This window comes from Pseudomonas donghuensis (genome assembly GCF_000259195.1).
GTDB lineage: Bacteria > Pseudomonadota > Gammaproteobacteria > Pseudomonadales > Pseudomonadaceae > Aquipseudomonas > Aquipseudomonas donghuensis.
The window spans coordinates 137,607-156,544 of the sequence record NZ_JH650768.1 but is presented as its reverse complement, the minus strand read 5'-3'; the positions used below and the strand labels follow the sequence as shown (position 1 = coordinate 156,544).

Sequence of the window (18,938 nt, the reverse complement as noted above, 5' to 3'; positions counted from 1 at the left end):
ATGGCGGACTGTTTGCGGTCAAGGCGGTGGTGGGCGAGCCGGTGCAGGTCAGCAGCAAGGTCTATGCCGATGGCCATGATGCCCTGGCGGTGATGCTCAACTGGCGCCAGGCCCATAGCCGGCGCTGGCATTGCGTGCCGATGCAGTTTGCCGGCAATGACCTGTGGCAGGCCGAATTCACCGTCAGCGAGCAGGGCCGCCACCTGTTCAGCATCGAGGCCTGGATCGACCCGTTCGCCACCTATTGCCATGACCTGGAGAAGAAGTTCAACGCCGGTGTCGCGGTGCCACTGGAGCTGCAGGAAGGGCAGCTGCTGGTCAAGCACAATATCGGTCGCAGCAGAGGCCCCTTGCGCGACCAGCTGCAGGCCTTGCACCAGCAGTTGCCGGGCCTGCCCGCCGATGAGCAGGTGGCCTTGCTGCTGCACCCGGACACCGCGCTGTTGATGGCCGAGGCCGAGCATCGTACCTACCTCAGTCGCAGCCCCGAATACCCGCTGGAGGTCGAACGCCTCCAGGCGCAGTTCGCCAGTTGGTACGAGCTGTTTCCCCGTTCGATCACCGATGACCCTGAGCGACATGGCACCTTCAATGATGTGCACGAACGCCTGCCAATGATCCGCGACATGGGCTTTGACGTATTGTACTTCCCGCCCATTCACCCCATTGGCGTGCGCTACCGCAAGGGCCGCAACAACGCCTTGCAGGCCGAGCCGGATGACCCGGGCAGCCCTTATGCGATTGGCGGCGCCGAAGGCGGGCACGAGGCGATTCACCCGCAACTGGGCAGCCGCGAGGATTTTCGCCGGCTGGTGGCTGCCGCTGCCGAGCATGGCCTGGAAATCGCCCTGGACTTTGCCATCCAGTGCTCCCAGGACCACCCCTGGCTCAAGGAGCACCCGGGCTGGTTCTCCTGGCGCCCGGACGGCAGCATCCGCTACGCCGAGAACCCGCCGAAAAAATACCAGGACATCGTCAGCGTCGACTTCTACGCCGCCGATTCGGTACCGGCCTTGTGGCTGGCCCTGCGCGACGTGGTCGTGGGCTGGGTGAAGGAGGGGGTCAAGACCTTCCGGGTCGACAACCCGCACACCAAGCCCTTGCCGTTCTGGCACTGGCTGATTGCCAATGTGCGCAGCCAGTACCCAGAGGTGATCTTCCTCGCCGAAGCCTTCACCAAGCCTGCGATGATGGCGCGCCTGGGCAAGGTCGGCTATTCCCAGAGCTATAGCTACTTCACCTGGCGCAACACCAAGGCCGAGCTGCAAAGCTATTTTGAAGAGCTCAACCAGCCGCCGTGGTGCTACTGCTACCGGCCGAACTTCTTCGTCAACACGCCGGACATCAACCCGTACTTTCTGCATGAGTCCGGGCGCGCCGGGTTTCTCATCCGCGCCGCCCTGGCGACCATGGGGTCGGGCCTCTGGGGCATGTACTCGGGCTTCGAGCTGTGCGAGGCGACGCCGGTGCCGGGCAAGGAGGAGTACCTGGATTCGGAGAAGTACCAGATCCGCCCGCGGGACTTCACCCAGCCCGGCAACATCATTGCCGAAATCGCCCAGCTCAACCGCATTCGCCGGCAGAACCCGGCCTTGCACACCCACCTGGGCGTGGCCTTCTATCACGCCTGGAACGACAACATCCTGTACTTCGGCAAACGCACCGCCCAGCGCGACAACTTCGTCCTCATCGCTGTCAGCCTCGACCCGCACAACGCCCAGGAAGCGCATTTCGAACTGCCGCTGTGGGAGCTGGGGCTGGACGACAATGCCGATACCTTCGGTGAAGACCTGATGAGCGGCCATCGCTGGACCTGGCACGGCAAGACCCAATGGATGCGCATCGAGCCCTGGCATCTGCCGTTTGGAATCTGGCGTATCGAAAAAGCCCACTAGAAAGGAGTCGAGCATGGCCAAGCGCATCCACCCAGCCGCCTTTATCGATGATCCGCTGTGGTACAAGGACGCGATCATCTACCAGGTACACGTCAAGTCCTTCTTCGACTCCAACAACGACGGCATCGGTGACTTCCCCGGCCTGATCGCCAAACTCGACTACATCGCCGAGCTTGGAGTCAACACCCTGTGGCTGCTGCCGTTCTACCCCTCGCCACGCCGTGACGATGGCTACGACATCGCCGAGTACAAGGCGGTGCACCCCGACTACGGCACCCTGGCCGACGTCAAGCGCTTCATCGCCCAGGCGCACACGCGCGGCTTGCGGGTGATCACCGAGCTTGTCATCAACCATACCTCCGACCAGCACCCGTGGTTCCAGAAGGCCCGCCACGCCAAGCCCGGGAGCAAGGCCCGGGACTTTTATGTGTGGTCCGACAGCGACCAGAAGTACGACGGCACGCGGATCATCTTCCTCGACAGCGAGAAATCCAACTGGACCTGGGACCCGGTGGCCGGCCAGTACTTCTGGCACCGCTTCTACTCGCACCAGCCGGACCTCAACTTCGACAACCCGCAGGTGCTCAAGGCGGTGCTTGGGGTGATGCGCTACTGGCTCGACCTGGGCGTCGACGGCCTGCGCCTGGACGCCATCCCTTACCTGATCGAGCGTGACGGCAGCAACAACGAGAACCTGCCCGAAACCCACCAGGTGCTGAAAAAGATCCGCGCCGAAATCGACGCCAACTACCCCGACCGCATGCTCCTGGCCGAGGCCAATCAATGGCCGGAAGACACCCAGCTGTATTTTGGCGAAGGGCAGGGCGATGAGTGCCATATGGCCTTTCACTTCCCGTTGATGCCGCGCATGTACATGGCCGTGGCCCAGGAAGACCGCTTTCCAATTACCGATATCCTGCGCCAGACCCCGGAGATTCCGAGCAACTGCCAGTGGGCGATCTTCTTGCGCAACCACGATGAGCTGACCCTGGAAATGGTCACCGACCGTGAGCGCGACTACCTGTGGAACTACTACGCCGAGGACCGCCGGGCGCGGATCAACCTCGGTATTCGCCGCCGCCTGGCGCCGCTGCTGCAACGCGACCGGCGCCGGGTCGAGCTGTTGTGCAGCCTGCTGCTGTCGATGCCCGGCACCCCGACCCTGTATTACGGCGACGAGATCGGCATGGGTGACAACATCTACCTGGGGGACCGCGACGGTGTGCGCACACCCATGCAGTGGTCGATCGACCGCAATGGCGGTTTTTCCCGCGCGGACCCGGCGCGCCTGGTGCTGCCGCCGATCATGGACCCGCTGTACGGCTTCCAGTCGGTCAACGTCGAAGCCCAGGCCCATGATCCGCACTCGCTGCTGAACTGGAACCGGCGCTTGCTGGCGGTGCGCAAGCAGCAGAAGGCCTTTGGCCGCGGCACGCTGAAAATGCTGTCGCCGAGCAACCGGCGGATCCTGGCCTATCTGCGCGAGTACACCGGCACCGATGGCAAGACCGAGATCATCCTCTGCGTGGCCAACGTCTCGCGCGCCGCACAAGCGGCAGAGCTCGAACTTCAGCTGTATGCCGACAAGGTGCCGGTGGAGATGCTCGGCGGCAGCGCCTTTCCGCCGATCGGCCAGTTGCCGTTCCTGCTGACCTTGCCGCCCTATGGCTTTTACTGGTTCCTGCTGGCTGACAAGGATCAGATGCCCAGTTGGCACGTCGAGCCGGCCCAGAGCCTGCCGGAGTTCACTACGCTGGTGTTGAAAAAGCGTATGGAGGAACTGCTGGAGGCGCCGTCACGGGCCATCCTGCAAGACAGTGTGTTGCCGCAGTACCTGCCCAAGCGCCGTTGGTTTGCCGGCAAGGAAACCGTGATCGAGCACGTGCAGATCGCCTATGGCGTGCGCTTCGGCGCGCCCACCAGCCCGGTGTTGCTCAGCGAGATCGTGGTGCAGGGCGGCGGTCGGAGCAGTCGCTATCAACTGCCGTTCGGCCTGATCGCCGAAGAGCACCTCAACAGCCCGGCGCCGCAGCAGCTGGCCTTGGCGCGGGTTCGCCGCGGTCGCCAGGTGGGCTTGATTACCGACGGTTTTGTCCTGGAAAGTTTCGTGCGCGCGGTGCTTGCCGGCTGCAAGGATGGCCTGCGCTTGCCGTGCGGCGAAGGTGAGCTGCGTTTCGAGGCCAGCGGGCAACTGGCGGCCTTGAACCTGGGTGAGGACGCTCAAGTGCGCTACCTGAGCGCCGAGCAGTCCAACAGCTCGGTGGTGGTCGGTGGCAGCCTGGTGCTCAAGCTGATCCGCCGGGTCAACCCCGGGGTGCACCCGGAGCTGGAAATGAGCGCCTACCTGAGCGCCGCCGGCTTTGCCAACATTTCGCCGCTGCTGGCGTGGGTGAGCCGCGTGGATGATCAGGCGCAGCCGCACCTGCTGATGATCGCCCAGGGCTACCTGAGTAACCAGGGCGACGCCTGGGACTGGACCCAGAACAACCTGGAACGGGCCATTCGTGACGAGATGGAGCCTTCGAGCAAGGACCAGGACGTGCACACCGATGCCCTGCAGGACCTGGCCGATTTCGCCGCCTTGCTGGGGCAGCGCCTGGGTGAGATGCACCTGCTGCTGGCCGCGCCCAGCGCAGATCCTGCGTTCCAGCCGCGGGCCAGCAACCGGCGCGACAGCCAGGCCTGGAACAAGCACATCAGCGCCCAGCTGAGCCGCGCCCTGGACTTGCTGCAGGAACACCGCGCCAGCCTCGATAGCGACAGCCAGGCCCTGGTCGACGACCTGCAACAGCAGCGCAAGCGCCTGCTCGAGCACATTGGCGAACTGACCAAGCAGGCGCTGGGCGGGCTGCTGATGCGTGTGCACGGCGACCTGCACCTGGGCCAGGTGTTGGTGGTCCAGGGCGACGCCTACCTGATCGATTTCGAGGGTGAGCCGGCGCGGCCGCTGCAACAGCGGCGGGCCAAACACAGCCCGTACAAGGATGTCAGCGGCGTGCTGCGCTCCTTCGACTATGCTGCAGCGATGGTGCTGCGCAGTGCTTCTGCTGTCGACCTTTCCGAGGCTGCCCGTCAGGCCCGTCAACGCGTTGCCCGCCGTTACCTGCACCAGGCCCGGCATGCCTTCATCGAAGCCTATGGCCTGGCCAGCGCGGCCATGCCCCATGCCTGGGAGCACGGCGACGGCGAGCAGGCGGCGCTGGCGTTGTTCACGCTCGAGAAGGCCGCCTATGAAATCCTCTACGAAGCCGAGAACCGTCCGCATTGGCTGGCTGTGCCTTTGCATGGCCTGCATGGTCTGATCAGTACCTGGGGAGAGCAGTAAATGACTCAACGCAAGCGCGAGGAAGGCGGGCTGGGGCAGCGTGATATCAACGCCCTGGTAAACGCCGAACACGCCGACCCGTTCGCGGTGCTCGGTCCGCACCCGGATGGTGCCGGAGGCCAGTTTGTCCGCGCCTATTTGCCCAATGCCCTGAACGTGCGGGTGTTGGCGCGCGACGACAGTCGTGTCCTGGCCGTGCTGGAGCAGGGCCCGGTACCGGGGTTGTTCATCACCCGTCTGGCGGAGCAACAGCCGTACCTGTTGCAGATCAACTGGGCCGGCGGTGAGCAGGTCACCGAAGACCCTTACAGCTTCGGGCCGGTGCTCGGCGACATGGACCTTTATCTGTTCGCCGAGGGCAATCATCGCGACCTGTCCGGGGCCATGGGCGCGCAACCGGTGAAGGTCGAAGGCGTCGACGGCGTGCGCTTTTCAGTGTGGGCACCGAATGCCCGGCGGGTGTCGGTGGTGGGTGATTTCAACAATTGGGACGGGCGCCGACACCCCATGCGCCTGCGCCACCCGTCCGGGGTCTGGGAGCTGTTCGTGCCGCGCCTGCAGGCCGGCGAAGCTTACAAGTATGAAGTGCTCGGGCGCGAAGGCATCCTGCCGCTCAAGGCCGACCCGCTGGCTCGCGCTACGGAACTGCCGCCAAGCACCGCCTCGAGGGTCGCAGGTCCCCTGGCCCACGACTGGCAGGACCAGGACTGGATGCAGCAGCGTGGCGAGCGCCAGGCCACCCATGCGCCGCTGTCGATCTACGAGCTGCACGCTGGCTCCTGGCAATGCGAGCTGGACGACAACGGCGAAGTGGCGCGTTTTTACAACTGGCGCGAACTGGCCGAGCGCCTGGTGCCTTATATCCTGCAGCTGGGCTTTACCCATATCGAGCTGATGCCGATCATGGAGCACCCCTTTGGCGGCTCCTGGGGCTATCAACCGCTGTCGATGTTCGCGCCCACCGCGCGCTATGGCACGGCCGAGGATTTTGCCGCCTTTATCGACGCCTGCCACCAGGCGCGCATCGGCGTGATCCTTGATTGGGTGCCGGCGCATTTCCCCACCGACAGCCACGGCCTGGTGCGTTTCGACGGCACCGCGCTGTACGAGTACGACAACCCGCTGGAGGGCTTCCATCAGGACTGGGATACGCTGATCTACAACCTCGGCCGTACCGAAGTGCACGGCTTCATGCTGGCTTCGGCGCTGCACTGGCTCAAGCACTTTCATATCGATGGCCTGCGGGTGGATGCTGTCGCCTCGATGCTCTACCGCGATTATTCACGCAAGGCCGGGGAGTGGGTGCCCAACCGCCATGGCGGGCGCGAGAACCTCGAAGCCATCGACTTTTTGCGTCACCTCAACGACGTGGTGGCGCTGGAAGCCCCCGGTGCCCTAGTGATCGCCGAAGAGTCCACGGCCTGGCCGGGCGTCAGCCAGCCGACCCAGCAGGGCGGCCTGGGCTTTGCCTACAAGTGGAACATGGGCTGGATGCACGACACCTTGCACTACATCCAGAACGACCCGATCCATCGCACCTATCACCACAACGAGATGAGCTTCGGCCTGATCTATGCCTATTCCGAGCATTTCATCCTGCCGATCTCCCATGACGAAGTGGTGCACGGCAAGCACTCGCTGATCGACAAGATGCCCGGCGATCGCTGGCAGAAGTTCGCCAACCTGCGCGCCTACCTGACCTTCATGTGGACCCATCCGGGCAAGAAGCTGCTGTTCATGGGCTGCGAGTTCGGCCAGTGGCGCGAGTGGAACCACGACAGCGAGCTGGACTGGTATCTGCTCAAGTACCCCGAGCACCTGGGCGTGCAGCGCCTGGTCAGCGACCTCAACCGCCTGTACCGCGAAGAGCGTGCCTTGCACGAGCAGGACTGCCTGCCCCAGGGCTTTCAATGGTTGATTGGCGATGATGCACACAACAGTGTCTATGCCTGGCTGCGCTGGAGCGCTGACGGCGAGCCGCTGCTGGTGGTGGCCAACTTCACCCCGGTGCCGCGCGAGGGTTATCGCATTGGTGTGCCGTTTGGTGAGCGCTGGGCCGAGGTGTTCAACAGCGATGCCGAGGGCTATGCCGGGTCCAACTACGGCAACCTTGGTGAAGTGGCCAGCCAGGCGTTGCCCAGCCATGGCCAGCCGTTGTCGCTGGGGTTGAACCTGCCGCCGTTGGGGGTGTTGATCCTGCGACCGCAGTGATTGCCATCGCCGGCAAGGCCGGCTCCCACAAAGGGCCTGCATGCAGCGAACCTGTGGGAGCTGGCCTTGCCAGCGATCAAGCGCGAAGCGCTCGCATCACCACCGTACCCTGATCCCCAGGTTGCCGATCAGCCCGTTCAGGTCATTGTCATCGACATTGCTGCTGTAATCGGCACTGACAAACAGCGCTACCTTTGGCGTTACCCGTGCCACCAGGCCCAAGCCCAGTTCGACCGTGGCGGAATTGCGCCCGCTGCTGATCTTGTCGACCTTGTCCAGGCTCAGGGTGTCGGCGTTGGAGAAGTCATACCAGACGTTGGTGCGAACGAACGGTTCGATCGGCATGCCGCGTACGTTGTAATGCGCAGACAACTTGGCACCGACCCGGCCGGTCCAGTTCGGTTGCTGGTCGAACGCCTCCTGGGTGTCGGTCTGGGTCTGGCTGCCCGGAAAGTACTGCTGGTTGATCAACTGTGCTTGCGGCTCGAGGGTCCAGTTGTTACCCAGGCTGATGGGGTAGCCACCTTCGACCGACAGGGTCAGGGCATGACCGTTGCCATCCAGGCGCTGGCCGGTTTCGCTGCGGCCATTGATATCGAAGCGAGTGCCCATGGCCACGGCATCCAGGTGCCAGCCCTGATCGTGGGTCATGCTCCAGTACACACCCAGGCTTTGTCCGTCGAGGTTGAGGACGCTTTCCTTGTTGCCGACCTGGGGTTTGCGCAGGCCGTCAAAACCGCTTTGCAGGTTGCTGTGGCCGACAAAGAAACCGGCACGGTGAGTATTGCCGCCACTGGTTTCACGAATGAACAGGTCCGGGCTGATCTGCAGGCTCTGGTTCGATATGCCGAGGTTGTCGACTTCCGGGCTCGGGGTGCGGACCGGGGTCGGGAAAAACTGCGCCCACTGGCTGGCGATAGGGTCGGTCGCGGCCGGGGCGTGGCGCTCGGCCAGGCGCTCGGAAAACGCCCCGAGGGTGCTCAGGCCCAGGCCGCTGGCGCTGACCGGGTTGAGCGAGAGTACAGGCTGAGCCTGCACCAGGTTGCTGAACGGTTCGTTATCCTCCAGGCCCAATGCATGGGTTTCCAACGGGGTTGCCAGTAGCAGCGACGTGGAAACCGCATAGAAAACATACTCAAAGCCCGTAGGATTCGGAGTTTTTTTCATAGCGGATATCCTCTGTTTTCATAGCCAGGGTTCTGGCCTGATGTCACGGGCTGTAAGGCAAAACCAGAGGGCGACCCAAACCAGCAAACCGGTCCCTGCCGCGCGCTGAAAAGCGCGCGCTAGAGGCTCGGAATGGAATCTGCAATTGCTGCATTACTTCTAGCTAAGGAGAGGAGCGGGCGGGCGTCAAGAAAGCGTGAAATAACCGTTATCAAACTATTAGAGGTGGCAATACATTGAAATAAAACAAAAATTCACATTCGATAGCCGCAACTGCTCTTTCCAGCGTCGCGGCTATGCCGAATGATTGCTAAAGCTGCACTTCCACCGCCAATGGCAGATGATCGGAGAGGTGGCTCCAGGGCTTGTTGCCGAGGATTTGCGGGGCATGGCTATTGGCGTTGCGCAGGTAGATGCGGTCCAGGCGCAACAGCGGCAGGCGCGCGGGGTACGTGCGGGCGAGCAGGCCATGATGGCGCTCGAAGGCTTCGTGCAGGTCGCGGTGCAGGTTGAGGGTGCGATTGCCACGCAGTTGCCAGTCGTTAAAGTCGCCGGCGATGATCACCGGGGCATCGGCCGGCAGCGAATCGAGCAGCCGGCGCAGCAACTGCAGCTGTTGTTGCCGATGGCTTTCGAGCAACGACAGGTGCACGCAAATGGCATGCACCTCGCGCTGTCCGGGTACATCCAGCACGCAATGGAGCAAACCGCGGCGCTCGGGGCCGGTAATCGACACGTCGAGATTACGGTGCTCGATGATCGGGTACTTGGACAACAGCGCATTGCCGTGATGGCCGTCCGGGTACACGGCGTTGCGACCGTAGGCGAAATCGCTCCACATACTGTCGGCCAGAAATTCGTACTGCGAAGTCGGCGGCCAACTGGCGTAGCGTGCGGCATGCCGGTCGTGGGAACCGAGCACTTCCTGAAGAAACACAATGTCGGCGCGGGTACTGCGCACCGCTTCGCGCAGTTCGGGGAGGATGAAGCGGCGGTTAAAGGCGGTAAAACCCTTGTGGGTGTTGACGGTCAGCACCTGCAGGCGCTTGACCGCTGCAGCCTGGCGGGCGGTAGCTGTATGGCGGGTGTCCGATTCAGCGCTCACGGTGACTCCTGTTCGACCCATCTATAGCATCGGACTTGCCGGGGTACGTGCAGTTCCCCGGCAGTCACGCATCGTCGTCACGGTACAGCTCGAGCAACACCAGCGAGCGACCGCTGACCTGAAACTCGCTGGCAAAGGCATGCTGCTCGCCTTTGCGCAGGTGCGGCCGGTCGGTGTCGACCAGGCAGTTCCAGTATTCGCCCTCCGGCACGCCGGGCAGGGTGAAGGCCACCGTGTCGTGATGAGCGTTGACGATCAGCAGCAAGGTGGCGTCGGCCCCCGGGCGCAGGATGCCACTGACCTGGGCGCGGCCATCCATGAGCATGCCCAGGCAGCGCCCGTGGGCGTCCTGCCATTGCTCGACGCTCATCTCGCTGGCGTCCGGCGCCAGCCACGTGACATCCTTGACCCCGATCGCCTCATTGTAGTCGCCGACCAGAAAACGCGAACGGCGCAGCACCGGGTAAGCCAAGCGCAACGTGGTCAGGCGCTTGACGAACTTGAGCAGCGCGGCGCCGTCGTCGTCCAGCTCCCAGTTGACCCAGCCGATCTCACTGTCCTGGCAATAGGCGTTGTTGTTGCCGTGCTGGGTGCGGCTGAATTCGTCACCGGCAACGATCATCGGCGTACCCTGGGCCAACAGCAGGGTGGCGAACAAGTTGCGCATCTGGCGCAGGCGCAGGGCCTTGATTTCGGGGTCGTCGGTGGGGCCCTCGACACCGTGGTTCCAGGACAGGTTGTTGTTGCTGCCATCCTGGTTGTCTTCGTCGTTGTCCTCATTGTGCTTGTCGTTGTACGACACCAGGTCGCGCAGGGTGAAACCGTCGTGGGCGGTGATGAAGTTGATCGAAGCATAGGGCCTGCGCCCGCGGCGGTTGAACAGCTCGCCGGAGGCGGTCATGCGCGCGGCAAAGTCGGCCAGCTGGCCTTCGTCGCCTTTCCAGAAGGCGCGCACGGTATCGCGAAAGCGGTCATTCCATTCCGCCCAGCCGGGAGCGAAGTTGCCCACCTGGTAACCGCCGGGGCCGCAATCCCAGGGCTCGGCAATCAGTTTCACCTGGCTGAGCAACGGGTCCTGACGGCAGGCGACAAGAAAACTGTGGCGCTCGTCAAAGCCCTGGTGATAACGGCCGAGGATGGTCGCCAGGTCAAAGCGAAAACCGTCCACGTGCATCTCCCCGGCCCAGTAGCGCAGCGAATCGGTCACCAGCTGCAGCACGCAGGGGTGGCTGAGGTCGAGGGTGTTGCCGGTGCCGGAATCATTGACGTAGAAGCGCTTGTCGTCGGGCATCAGGCGGTAGTAGGAGGCATTGTCGATGCCGCGCATCGACAGGGTCGGGCCCAGCTCATTGCCCTCGGCCGTGTGGTTGTAGACCACGTCGAGGATCACCTCCAGGCCGGCGTCATGCAGGTGTGCGACCATCTCCTTGAATTCGGCGATCTTGCCGTTGGCCAGGTAGCGCGGGTGCGGGGCAAAGAAGGCAATGCTGTTGTAGCCCCAATAATTGTTCAGGCCCTTTTGCAGCAGGTGCTGGTCGTTGACGAAGGCGTGAATCGGCAGCAATTCGATCGACGACACTCCCAGCTGTTTGATATGGCCGAGCAGTTCGTCGCACATCAGCCCGGCGAAGGTGCCACGGTTGGCCTCGGGGACTGCCGGGTGGCGCATGCTGATGCCACGTACGTGGGCTTCGTAGAGGATCGTCCGCTCCCAGGGAACGCCTACGCGCTGGTCGCGGCCCCAGGTGTAGGCCGGGTCGATGACCTTGCACTTGGGCACGAACGGCGCGCTGTCGCGTTGATCGAAACTGAGGTCGCCATCAGGGTGGCCGATGGTGTAGCCGAACAGTGCCTCGGACCATTTCAGGCGGCCGACCAACTGCTTGGCATAGGGGTCGATCAGCAGTTTGTTGGGGTTGAAACGGTGGCCGTTTTCCGGGGCGTAGGGGCCGTGCACCCGGTAGCCATAGATTTGCCCGGGGTGGGCGTCGGGCAGGTAGCCGTGGAAGATCTCGTCGGTGTATTGCGGCAGCTCGATGCGCTCGAGCTCGACCTCGCCGCTGGCATCGAACAGGCACAGCTCGACCTTGGTGGCATTGGCCGAGAACAGCGCGAAGTTGACCCCCAGCCCATCCCAGGTGGCGCCCAGGGGGAAGGGCAGGCCTTCACGGATGCGCGAGGGTTCGGGGTGGACTTCGGCGGCGGGCTTGGCTTTGCGGGTGGTCATTTGTGCTCCTTGATGAGGCTGGGACTGCTTTGCAGCCCATCGCCGGCAAGCCGGCTCCCACAGGATTCGGTGCAAGCAGCCCCTGTGGGAGCTGGCTTGCCAGCGATGCTTTCAACGGCTTAAGCCAGCGGCGGCTTCTTGGCAGCCCTGGGCTTCTTCGGCGCCGCCGTAGCGCCGGCCGGCTTGGCCTTGCCGGTGCTGGCCGGCGGCGCCTTGGCGGGTTTGCGCGGTGTCACCTTGGGCGCCAGCGCTTCGGCTTCGGCGAGCTTGCGCGCCATGTCCCAATGGCGCTGCTCCTGGCCTTCGGGCCGGCCTTCCGATTCCCAGATCTGATAGGCGAATTCACGGATACGTTTTTCTTCGACACTCATCTCGACGCTCCTGAGGACTTAATGATGTTCAATGAACAGATTGACCGGAAACTCCTTGAGTGCAGTACTCAGCCACAGCTCCTGTGAGGCTGAGACTGCGCCTGTGGCAAACAGTCCCGAGCAATTGGCAGGCGACAAGGCAAACGGCAGGATCAGCCGGGTATCGTCCCAGTTCTGTGCCGGGATCAGGGGTATTGGCGACTGTGCAAGCAAGCCCCAGGCCAGGCGTGGCACGACAACAATGGCGTGCTCGTCGGCACTCACCCGGGCAAACGCCAGGACCCGCTCGGCGTGCCTGCCGCGCACTTCAACGGGCAGGTAGCGACCGCGCAGGAACAACTGGGGGTACTGTTGACGCCACTCCAGCACCTGGTTGATCAGCGCCTGTTTGACCCGACCGCTGCGCCAGTCCTGCAGCAGTTGCGACGTTGTGGTGCCGTCCCCCAGCGCCTGGCGGCGGCGGGCAAAATCCACCGGCCGGCGGTTGTCCGGGTCGACCAGGCTCAAGTCCCAGAATTCGTTGCCCTGGTACAGGTCGGGCACCCCTGGCGCAGTCATGCGCAGCAGGCATTGGGCCAAACTGTTGAGGGCCCCCGGGCAGGCGATTGCTTGCGCCGCCTCGGCCAGGGAATGGCGCAACTGCTGACTGGCGCGCTCCAGCAGCAGGGTATCGATAAAGTCCAGGCAGGCCTGCTCGTAGGCCTCGTTCGGTGCGCTCCAGCTGCTGCGCAGCTTGGCTTCGCGCAGGGCTTTGCGCTGCCATTGGCGCAGGCGCTCGGCAAAGGCTTCCAGGGCCAACGGATCGTTCTCGTCGAGCTCCAGCGGCCAGCTGCCGAGCAGGGTCTGATACAACAGCAGTTCATCACCGGCGCCAGGCGCCTCACCGTCGGCCAGGGTGCAGCGCAAGGGGCTGGCAAGTTCGCGCCAGTGTTCGACCCGGCTGGCAAACCAGCTGCTGCGCTCGCTCAGCACCGCCAGGCGCGCGCGGGTGTCTTCGCCGCGTTTATGGTCATGGGTGGCGGTGGTGAGCAGGTTGTCCGGGAACTGCTCCAGGCGCTCGCTGCAGTGCTGATGGAAGTCCTCGACCGGGGCGCTGAAGCGCTCGGCATCAAAGCCGACATCGTTGCGCGACAGCAGCAGAGCCGAACGGTAAAACGCGGTGTCTTCCACGGCCTTGGCGGCGGTGGGTGACGTCAGTTGCTGGAAGCGCACGCAGGCATGACGGCGGTGTTTGCGTGGCCGGCCTGGCGGCAACTGGCGCCAGGGTTCGCCGCCGAGCCAGCGCTGCAGGTAATCGAGCACCGGCCAGTCGGCTTCGCTCAGGCACTGGCGAGCGCCACGCAGGGCCTGCTGGAAAAACGCTTCGTCTTCGCTGGGGCGCCCGCAGGCATTGATGTAGGTGCGGTACACCGGGTAGTGCTCGATCAGGGCCTGCACGGTGCGGCGGATGGCGCCGAAGGTCAGGTCGCGGCTCATCAGGTCGTCGCGGGCCACCTGCAACAATGCCTGGGCCACCGACTCGAAATCGCCGGCCAGGCTGCCATTGAGGATCTGCTGGCGGGCCAGGCGCACTTCCTCGGTAAAATCCGGGCGATCGCTGAGTGCGCTCCACAGCGCGGCCAGTTCACCTTCGCCGTCCGGGTCATGCTGCAGCAGCGAGACCTGGTTCATGAACTCATAACCGGTGGTGCCGTCGACGTGCCAATCGCGGTGCAATTGCTCGCCGGCGCCGAGGATTTTCTCGACATAGATCGGAAAGTGCTCCAGTGCCGCCTCCAGTGGGCGCTGGGCCAGCAGCCCGTCGACCCGGCGGCGCAGCTTGCGGCAGTAGCCTCGCGGGTCGGCCAGGCCGTCGATGTGGTCGATGCGCAACCCATCGACCAGCCCGCGGCCGATCAGCTCGAACACCTTGCCGTGGGTCGCTTCGAACACCGCTGCGCGCTCCACGCGCAAACCGCCCAGTTCGTTGACGTCGAAGAAACGCCGCCAGTTGATATCGTCGCCGGCGGTGCGCCAGCTGGCCAGGCGATAGGGCTGGCGCTCGAGCAGCGCGTGCAGGCGCTGGAAGCCTTCTGGCGTGCGGCTGTCGAATGCACTGAGCAGATTGTCCAGGGGCTGCTGCCTGGACAGCGCGGCCAGCTCGGCCAGCAGCGGCCGGGCGCGCACCGGCGCATCGGCAGCCGTGCGCAGGCTCTCCAAGCGTGCGCCCAGCGCCTGCAGGGCGGCGCCACCATTGGCGAGAATCACCCCGTAGTCGGCCGGGCAGATCGGAAAGCGGTGGTGGTGATGCTGGATATGAAACTGCCCAGTAGCGGCATCGAACTGCAGAGGGATTTCACCGCCTTGCAGCATCGCACCGTAGTCACTGGCCAGAAACGGCAGCAACAACTGGCCTTCGAGCAGCGGGTCGGGCGAGTGCCACTGGATGTCGAAGAATTCGGCATAGCGGCTGCGCCGGCCCCAGGCCAGCAGGTCCTGCCACCAGGGATTGTCGCTGCCGACCGCCATGTGGTTGGACACCATGTCGAGGATCAGGCCCATGCCGTGCAAGCGCAGCGCCGCCACCAGCCGCACCAGCGCCGCTTCGCCGCCGAGTTGCGGGCTGACCTGGCCGGGGTCGACCACATCGTAACCATGGCGCGAGCCGGGGCGGGCGCGCAGCAACGGCGAGGCATACAGGTGGCTGACCCCTAAGCGGGCGAAGTAGGGCACCAGCGCGGCGGCGTCGTCGAGGCTGAAGTCAGCATGAAACTGCAGGCGCAGGGTGGCGCTCAGGGCTTTCATCGGTCACGCTCCCAGGCTTGTTCGCGAGCCTGCGCCAGCAGCTCCAGGCGCCGCGCCGCGTCCTCGTCGTCGAGCAGGGCGGTGGCCGGCAGGGCAAAGCGCCGGCGCCAGTTCGGGTGGCTGTTGGTGGTGCCCGGCAGGTTGGGTTGTTCATCGATGCCCAGCAGGTCTTCCAGCGGGACCAGCACCAGCGGCGCGCGGGTATGGCCGAGGTAGCGGATGCTGGCATCGATCAGGGCGTCGCTGTCTGCCAGGGGTTGGCCGTAGTTGTGTTCGAGGATCCGCCGCAGGCCCTGACGCTCGTGCTGGCGGGTTTCGCGCCAGTGGCGTTCGGTGATGCCGTCGATCAGGGCCAGGCGCTGGTTCCAGTCAATATCGCGGGCCTCCAGCCAGCCGGCCAGCGTCGGCAGGTCATGGGTGCTGGGGGTCGCCAGGGCGCTGTCGGGCCAGTCGAGGATGGGCTTGAAGTGGCCGGGCGGGTCCTGTTCGAACAGCAGCACGCGCATGCCGAGGATCGCCCGTGCGGCGAGTTTCTCGCGCAGCCCTTCAGGGACGGTGCCGAGGTCTTCGCCCAGCACGATTGCCTGGTGTCGCACTGACTCAAGGCTGAGCAGGCGCAGCAGGTCATCGAGTGGGTAGTGCAGGTAGGCACCCTCGGCCGGGCTTGCGCCTTGCGGGATCAGCCACAGGCGTTGCAGGCCCATGACATGATCGATGCGCAGGCCCCCGGCATGGGCGAAGTTGGCTCGCAGCATTTCGATAAAGGCGCGGTAGCCGTTGCGCCGCAGGCCTTCGGGCGAGAAGGCGCAGATGCCCCAGTTTTGCCCGGTACGGTTGAGGATGTCGGGCGGGGCGCCGACATTCAGACCCGCCAGCAGCTCGTCCTGGCGGCTCCAGGCCTGGCTGCCGGCGCCGTCGGCTCCCACCGCAAGGTCAGCGATCAGGCCGATGCTCATGCCGTTGCTGCGCGCCGCATCCTGGGCGCGCTGCAGGCTGCGTTCGATCAGCCATTGGCAGAAGGCGTGAAACTCCACCTCCTCACTGTGCTGGCGGGCGAAGGCGCTCACCTGCGGGCTATGCGGGTCGTGCCAGGCGGCGGGCCAGCCGCGCCAGTCCTGGCCGATATCGCGTTTGAGCGCATGCTCGAGCAGCACCTCGAAGCGGCAGTGGCGCTCCAGTGCGGGCCCGGCGTGCTGGCGATAGCTGCTGAAATCGGCGAACAACGGGTGCTCAGCGGCGATGAAGTCGCGATACAGCGCGCGCAGCAGGCGCTGGCGAAACGACGCCGCCTGCGGCCAGTCGATCAGTGGCAATAGTTCAAGCTGCTCAAGCGGGTCGTGCAACTGACAAGCCTCAATGGCCATGCGCACCGCGCGGTCCCCCAGCAGCGCCGCGGGGCTGGCATACAGGCTGTTGAGAAACAGCCGGCTGGACGGCGAGTAAGGGCTGTAGCGCTGGGTGTCGCTGGCGAACATGGCGTGCAGCGGGCTGATCGCCAGGGCATCGGCGCCACGTTCGGCGGCGCTGCGCACCAGGGCTTCGAGGGCCAGGCAGTCGCCATAGCCGCCGTCGTTGGGGCGACGCAGGCTGTACAACTGGGCGCTCAGCCCCCAGCAGCGCGGTGTTGGCGTGCCGAGGGCATCGGCAATGCTGTAGCAGCGTGCGGGCGCTACGGCCAGGGTGAAGTGCTGCTGGTCGATCTGCACCTGGTGATAGCCGATAGGCAAGCTACCGGCAAGCCTGGCCTGGTCATCCAACTGCAGCTGTTGTTCGCTGCCATCCTCAAGCAGCACCCGGCACGGCATCGACGCCGGGAAATAGCCTGCCAGCTCCAGTGGCTGGTGTTGGTCAACGGTCAACAGCGGCGGCAGGTGGCGGGCATCGTGGGCACTGAGCAGGGCCTGGATGCTGGCTTCGATCGCCTCGACGCTATCGGCCGGATGGCCAAGCCCGGCCAGCACCCGCTGCAGCGCCGGGTCGCTGACCCGCTGGGCGCGGCCGTTGGCGTCGATCCAGTCCACGGCCAGGCCCGCCAGTTCGGCCAGTTGCTGCAAGCGAGGGTCAGTCATGGGCAGGCTCCGCTGGGGTGGTCGGCATCAGGCTGACCAGGGTGGTGTAGGGCGGCAGGTGCGTAGTGCCGACGCAAGCCTCGCTGCAGGTGAACAGTCGCGCAGCGTTATCGGGCAGGTCGGCACGTTGCGAGGTCGGGCCAAGGTTCAGGTCGATACGCAGCTCGCCGCCGCTTTTCAGCTGCCAGCGCACACTCAGGGCCTGCGGCCCCAGCACCCGGGCACCGAGGGCGCGGATACCAGGCAGGTGCGGGACGATGTGCCGGGCGCGCAGGGCCAGCAGTTCACGGTATAACTGTAGCCAGGGTTGCTGGCGCGATTGGGGCGGGCGCGGCCTTGAGGCGTTGAAGGTGGTGACGGCGTTGGGGTCGGGAATCCGCGCCCGGGTCGCGGCGTCGGCAAAGGCGGCAAAACTGGCGAACTCGGCCCGCCGGCCTGCGCGCACGGCATCGGCGAGTTCGTCGTGATGATCGGTAAAAAAGACGAAAGGTTGCTCGCAGCCCCATTCATCGCCCATGAACAGCAGCGGGATCATCGGTGCCAGCAGCAACAGGGTGGTGGCGGCCCGCAAGGCGGGTAGCGGGCACAGCTGGTTGAGGCGCTCGCCGAATGCGCGATTGCCGATCTGGTCGTGGTTCTGCAGGAACAGTACAAAGGCGGTAGGCGGCAAATGGCCGCTGGGCTCGCCGCGGGGGCGGCCGTTGCGGTCGGGCTGGCCCTGGAAGACGAAGCCCTGGCTCAGGCAGCGTGCCAGTTTGTCGATGGTCGATTCGCTGTAATCGGCGTAGTACGCCTCCTGCTCACCGGTCAGTAGCACGTGCAGGGCGTTATGGCCATCGTCGTTCCACTGCGCATCGAAGCCCTGTTCGAGCAGGTGTGACTGGTTATGTTCGTTCTCAAGGCTCAGCCACACCTGACGCCCGGGAGCGATGTCATTGCGCACCCGGCGTGCCAGCTCGGCGAGAAAATCCGGCTCATCGATGGCGTGCACGGCGTCCAGGCGCAGGCCGTCGATGCGGTAATCCTGCAGCCACATCAGGGCGTTTTCGATAAAGAAGTCGCGCACCTGGCGGCGGCGAAAATCGATCGCCGCGCCCCAGGGGGTCTTGCGATCTTCGCGGAAAAATCCGCTGGCATACTGGCCGAGATAGTTGCCGTCCGGGCCGAAATGGTTGTAGACCACATCGAGCACGACCATCAGGCCATGGCCGTGGGCCTGGTCAATCAATTCGCGCAGCTGCATCGGGGTGCCATAACTGTGCTGCGGGGCAAACGGCAGCACGCCGTCATAGCCCCAGTTGCGTTCGCCCGGAAACTGTCCGACCGGCATCAGCTCGATCGCGGTGATACCCAGTTCGGCCAGGGCTGGCAAGCGTTCGATCACTCCGGCATAACCGCCGCACAGGCCGACGTGCAGCTCGTAGATGACCGCTTCGTGCCAGGGGCGTCCGTGCCAGTCCGGGTGCTGCCAGCGGTAGGCGGCAGGGGCCAGCAGCGCGCTGGGGCCGTGCACGCCTTCGGGCTGGTGGCGCGACGCCGGGTCGGCGACGCTCAGCTTGCCGTCGATGCGATAGCGATAACGGCTACCGGCGCTGCACGCGAGCCGGCCGATGAACCAACCGTCAGCCTGTGCCGGCAAAACTTCACGCCGCCCCGACGCGAACTCCACATCTACCCGCTGCGCGTCCGGAGCCCAGAGGGCAAACCGGGCGCTGTTGCTGTCCAGCATCGCGGCCCCGTGAGTCGCGCGCTCCTGTGACCTAAAGGGCATACCTGCCACCTCG

The 18,938-nt window shown here is 64.8% G+C and carries 10 protein-coding genes; 3 read left to right on the top strand and 7 right to left on the bottom strand.

The window, feature by feature from the left end:
* The 3 genes from UW3_RS27150 to glgB form a co-directional block, all read left to right on the top strand.
* Positions 1 to 1,895 (top strand): alpha-1,4-glucan--maltose-1-phosphate maltosyltransferase (locus UW3_RS27150; RefSeq protein WP_010223748.1); only part of this gene is annotated, 1,895 nt, incomplete at its 5' end.
* 13 nt (positions 1,896 to 1,908) lie between these two features.
* The gene (gene treS, locus UW3_RS0116755) at positions 1,909 to 5,220 is read left to right on the top strand and encodes a maltose alpha-D-glucosyltransferase (RefSeq protein WP_010223747.1); all 3,312 of its coding nucleotides are present in this window, start codon (positions 1,909 to 1,911) and stop codon (positions 5,218 to 5,220) included.
* The gene (gene glgB / locus UW3_RS0116750) at positions 5,221 to 7,431 is read left to right on the top strand and encodes a 1,4-alpha-glucan branching protein GlgB (protein ID WP_010223746.1); all 2,211 of its coding nucleotides are present in this window, start codon (positions 5,221 to 5,223) and stop codon (positions 7,429 to 7,431) included.
* Positions 7,432 to 7,527: 96 nt separating this feature from the next.
* On the opposite strand, the gene UW3_RS0116745 is transcribed toward glgB, so the two are convergent.
* The 7 genes from UW3_RS0116745 to treZ all read right to left on the bottom strand — a co-directional run bounded on the left by UW3_RS0116745 (position 7,528) and on the right by treZ (position 18,925).
* Entirely contained in the window at positions 7,528 to 8,598 is a 1,071-nt protein-coding gene (locus UW3_RS0116745; RefSeq protein WP_010223745.1) for an autotransporter domain-containing protein, read from the bottom strand.
* 310 nt (positions 8,599 to 8,908) lie between these two features.
* Entirely contained in the window at positions 8,909 to 9,724 is an 816-nt protein-coding gene (locus UW3_RS0116740) for an endonuclease/exonuclease/phosphatase family protein (RefSeq protein WP_249684659.1), read from the bottom strand.
* Positions 9,725 to 9,767: 43 nt separating this feature from the next.
* On the bottom strand, positions 9,768 to 11,930 hold the full coding sequence (glgX, locus tag UW3_RS0116735) for a glycogen debranching protein GlgX (protein WP_010223741.1): 2,163 nt from the start codon (positions 11,928 to 11,930) through the stop codon (positions 9,768 to 9,770).
* Positions 11,931 to 12,049: 119 nt separating this feature from the next.
* The gene (locus UW3_RS0116730; protein ID WP_010223739.1) at positions 12,050 to 12,301 is read right to left on the bottom strand and encodes a DUF2934 domain-containing protein; all 252 of its coding nucleotides are present in this window, start codon (positions 12,299 to 12,301) and stop codon (positions 12,050 to 12,052) included.
* 18 nt (positions 12,302 to 12,319) lie between these two features.
* On the bottom strand, positions 12,320 to 15,085 hold the full coding sequence (locus tag UW3_RS0116725; protein ID WP_010223738.1) for a malto-oligosyltrehalose synthase: 2,766 nt from the start codon (positions 15,083 to 15,085) through the stop codon (positions 12,320 to 12,322).
* The gene (gene malQ, locus UW3_RS0116720) at positions 15,082 to 17,154 is read right to left on the bottom strand and encodes a 4-alpha-glucanotransferase (protein ID WP_010223735.1); all 2,073 of its coding nucleotides are present in this window, start codon (positions 17,152 to 17,154) and stop codon (positions 15,082 to 15,084) included. The genes UW3_RS0116725 and malQ overlap by 4 nt, the downstream gene beginning before the upstream one ends.
* Positions 17,147 to 18,925: a malto-oligosyltrehalose trehalohydrolase gene (treZ, locus tag UW3_RS0116715; RefSeq protein WP_050990019.1), complete on the bottom strand. Its 1,779-nt coding sequence runs from the start codon at positions 18,923 to 18,925 to the stop codon at positions 17,147 to 17,149. The genes malQ and treZ overlap by 8 nt, the downstream gene beginning before the upstream one ends.
* Positions 18,926 to 18,938 lie beyond the last annotated feature (13 nt).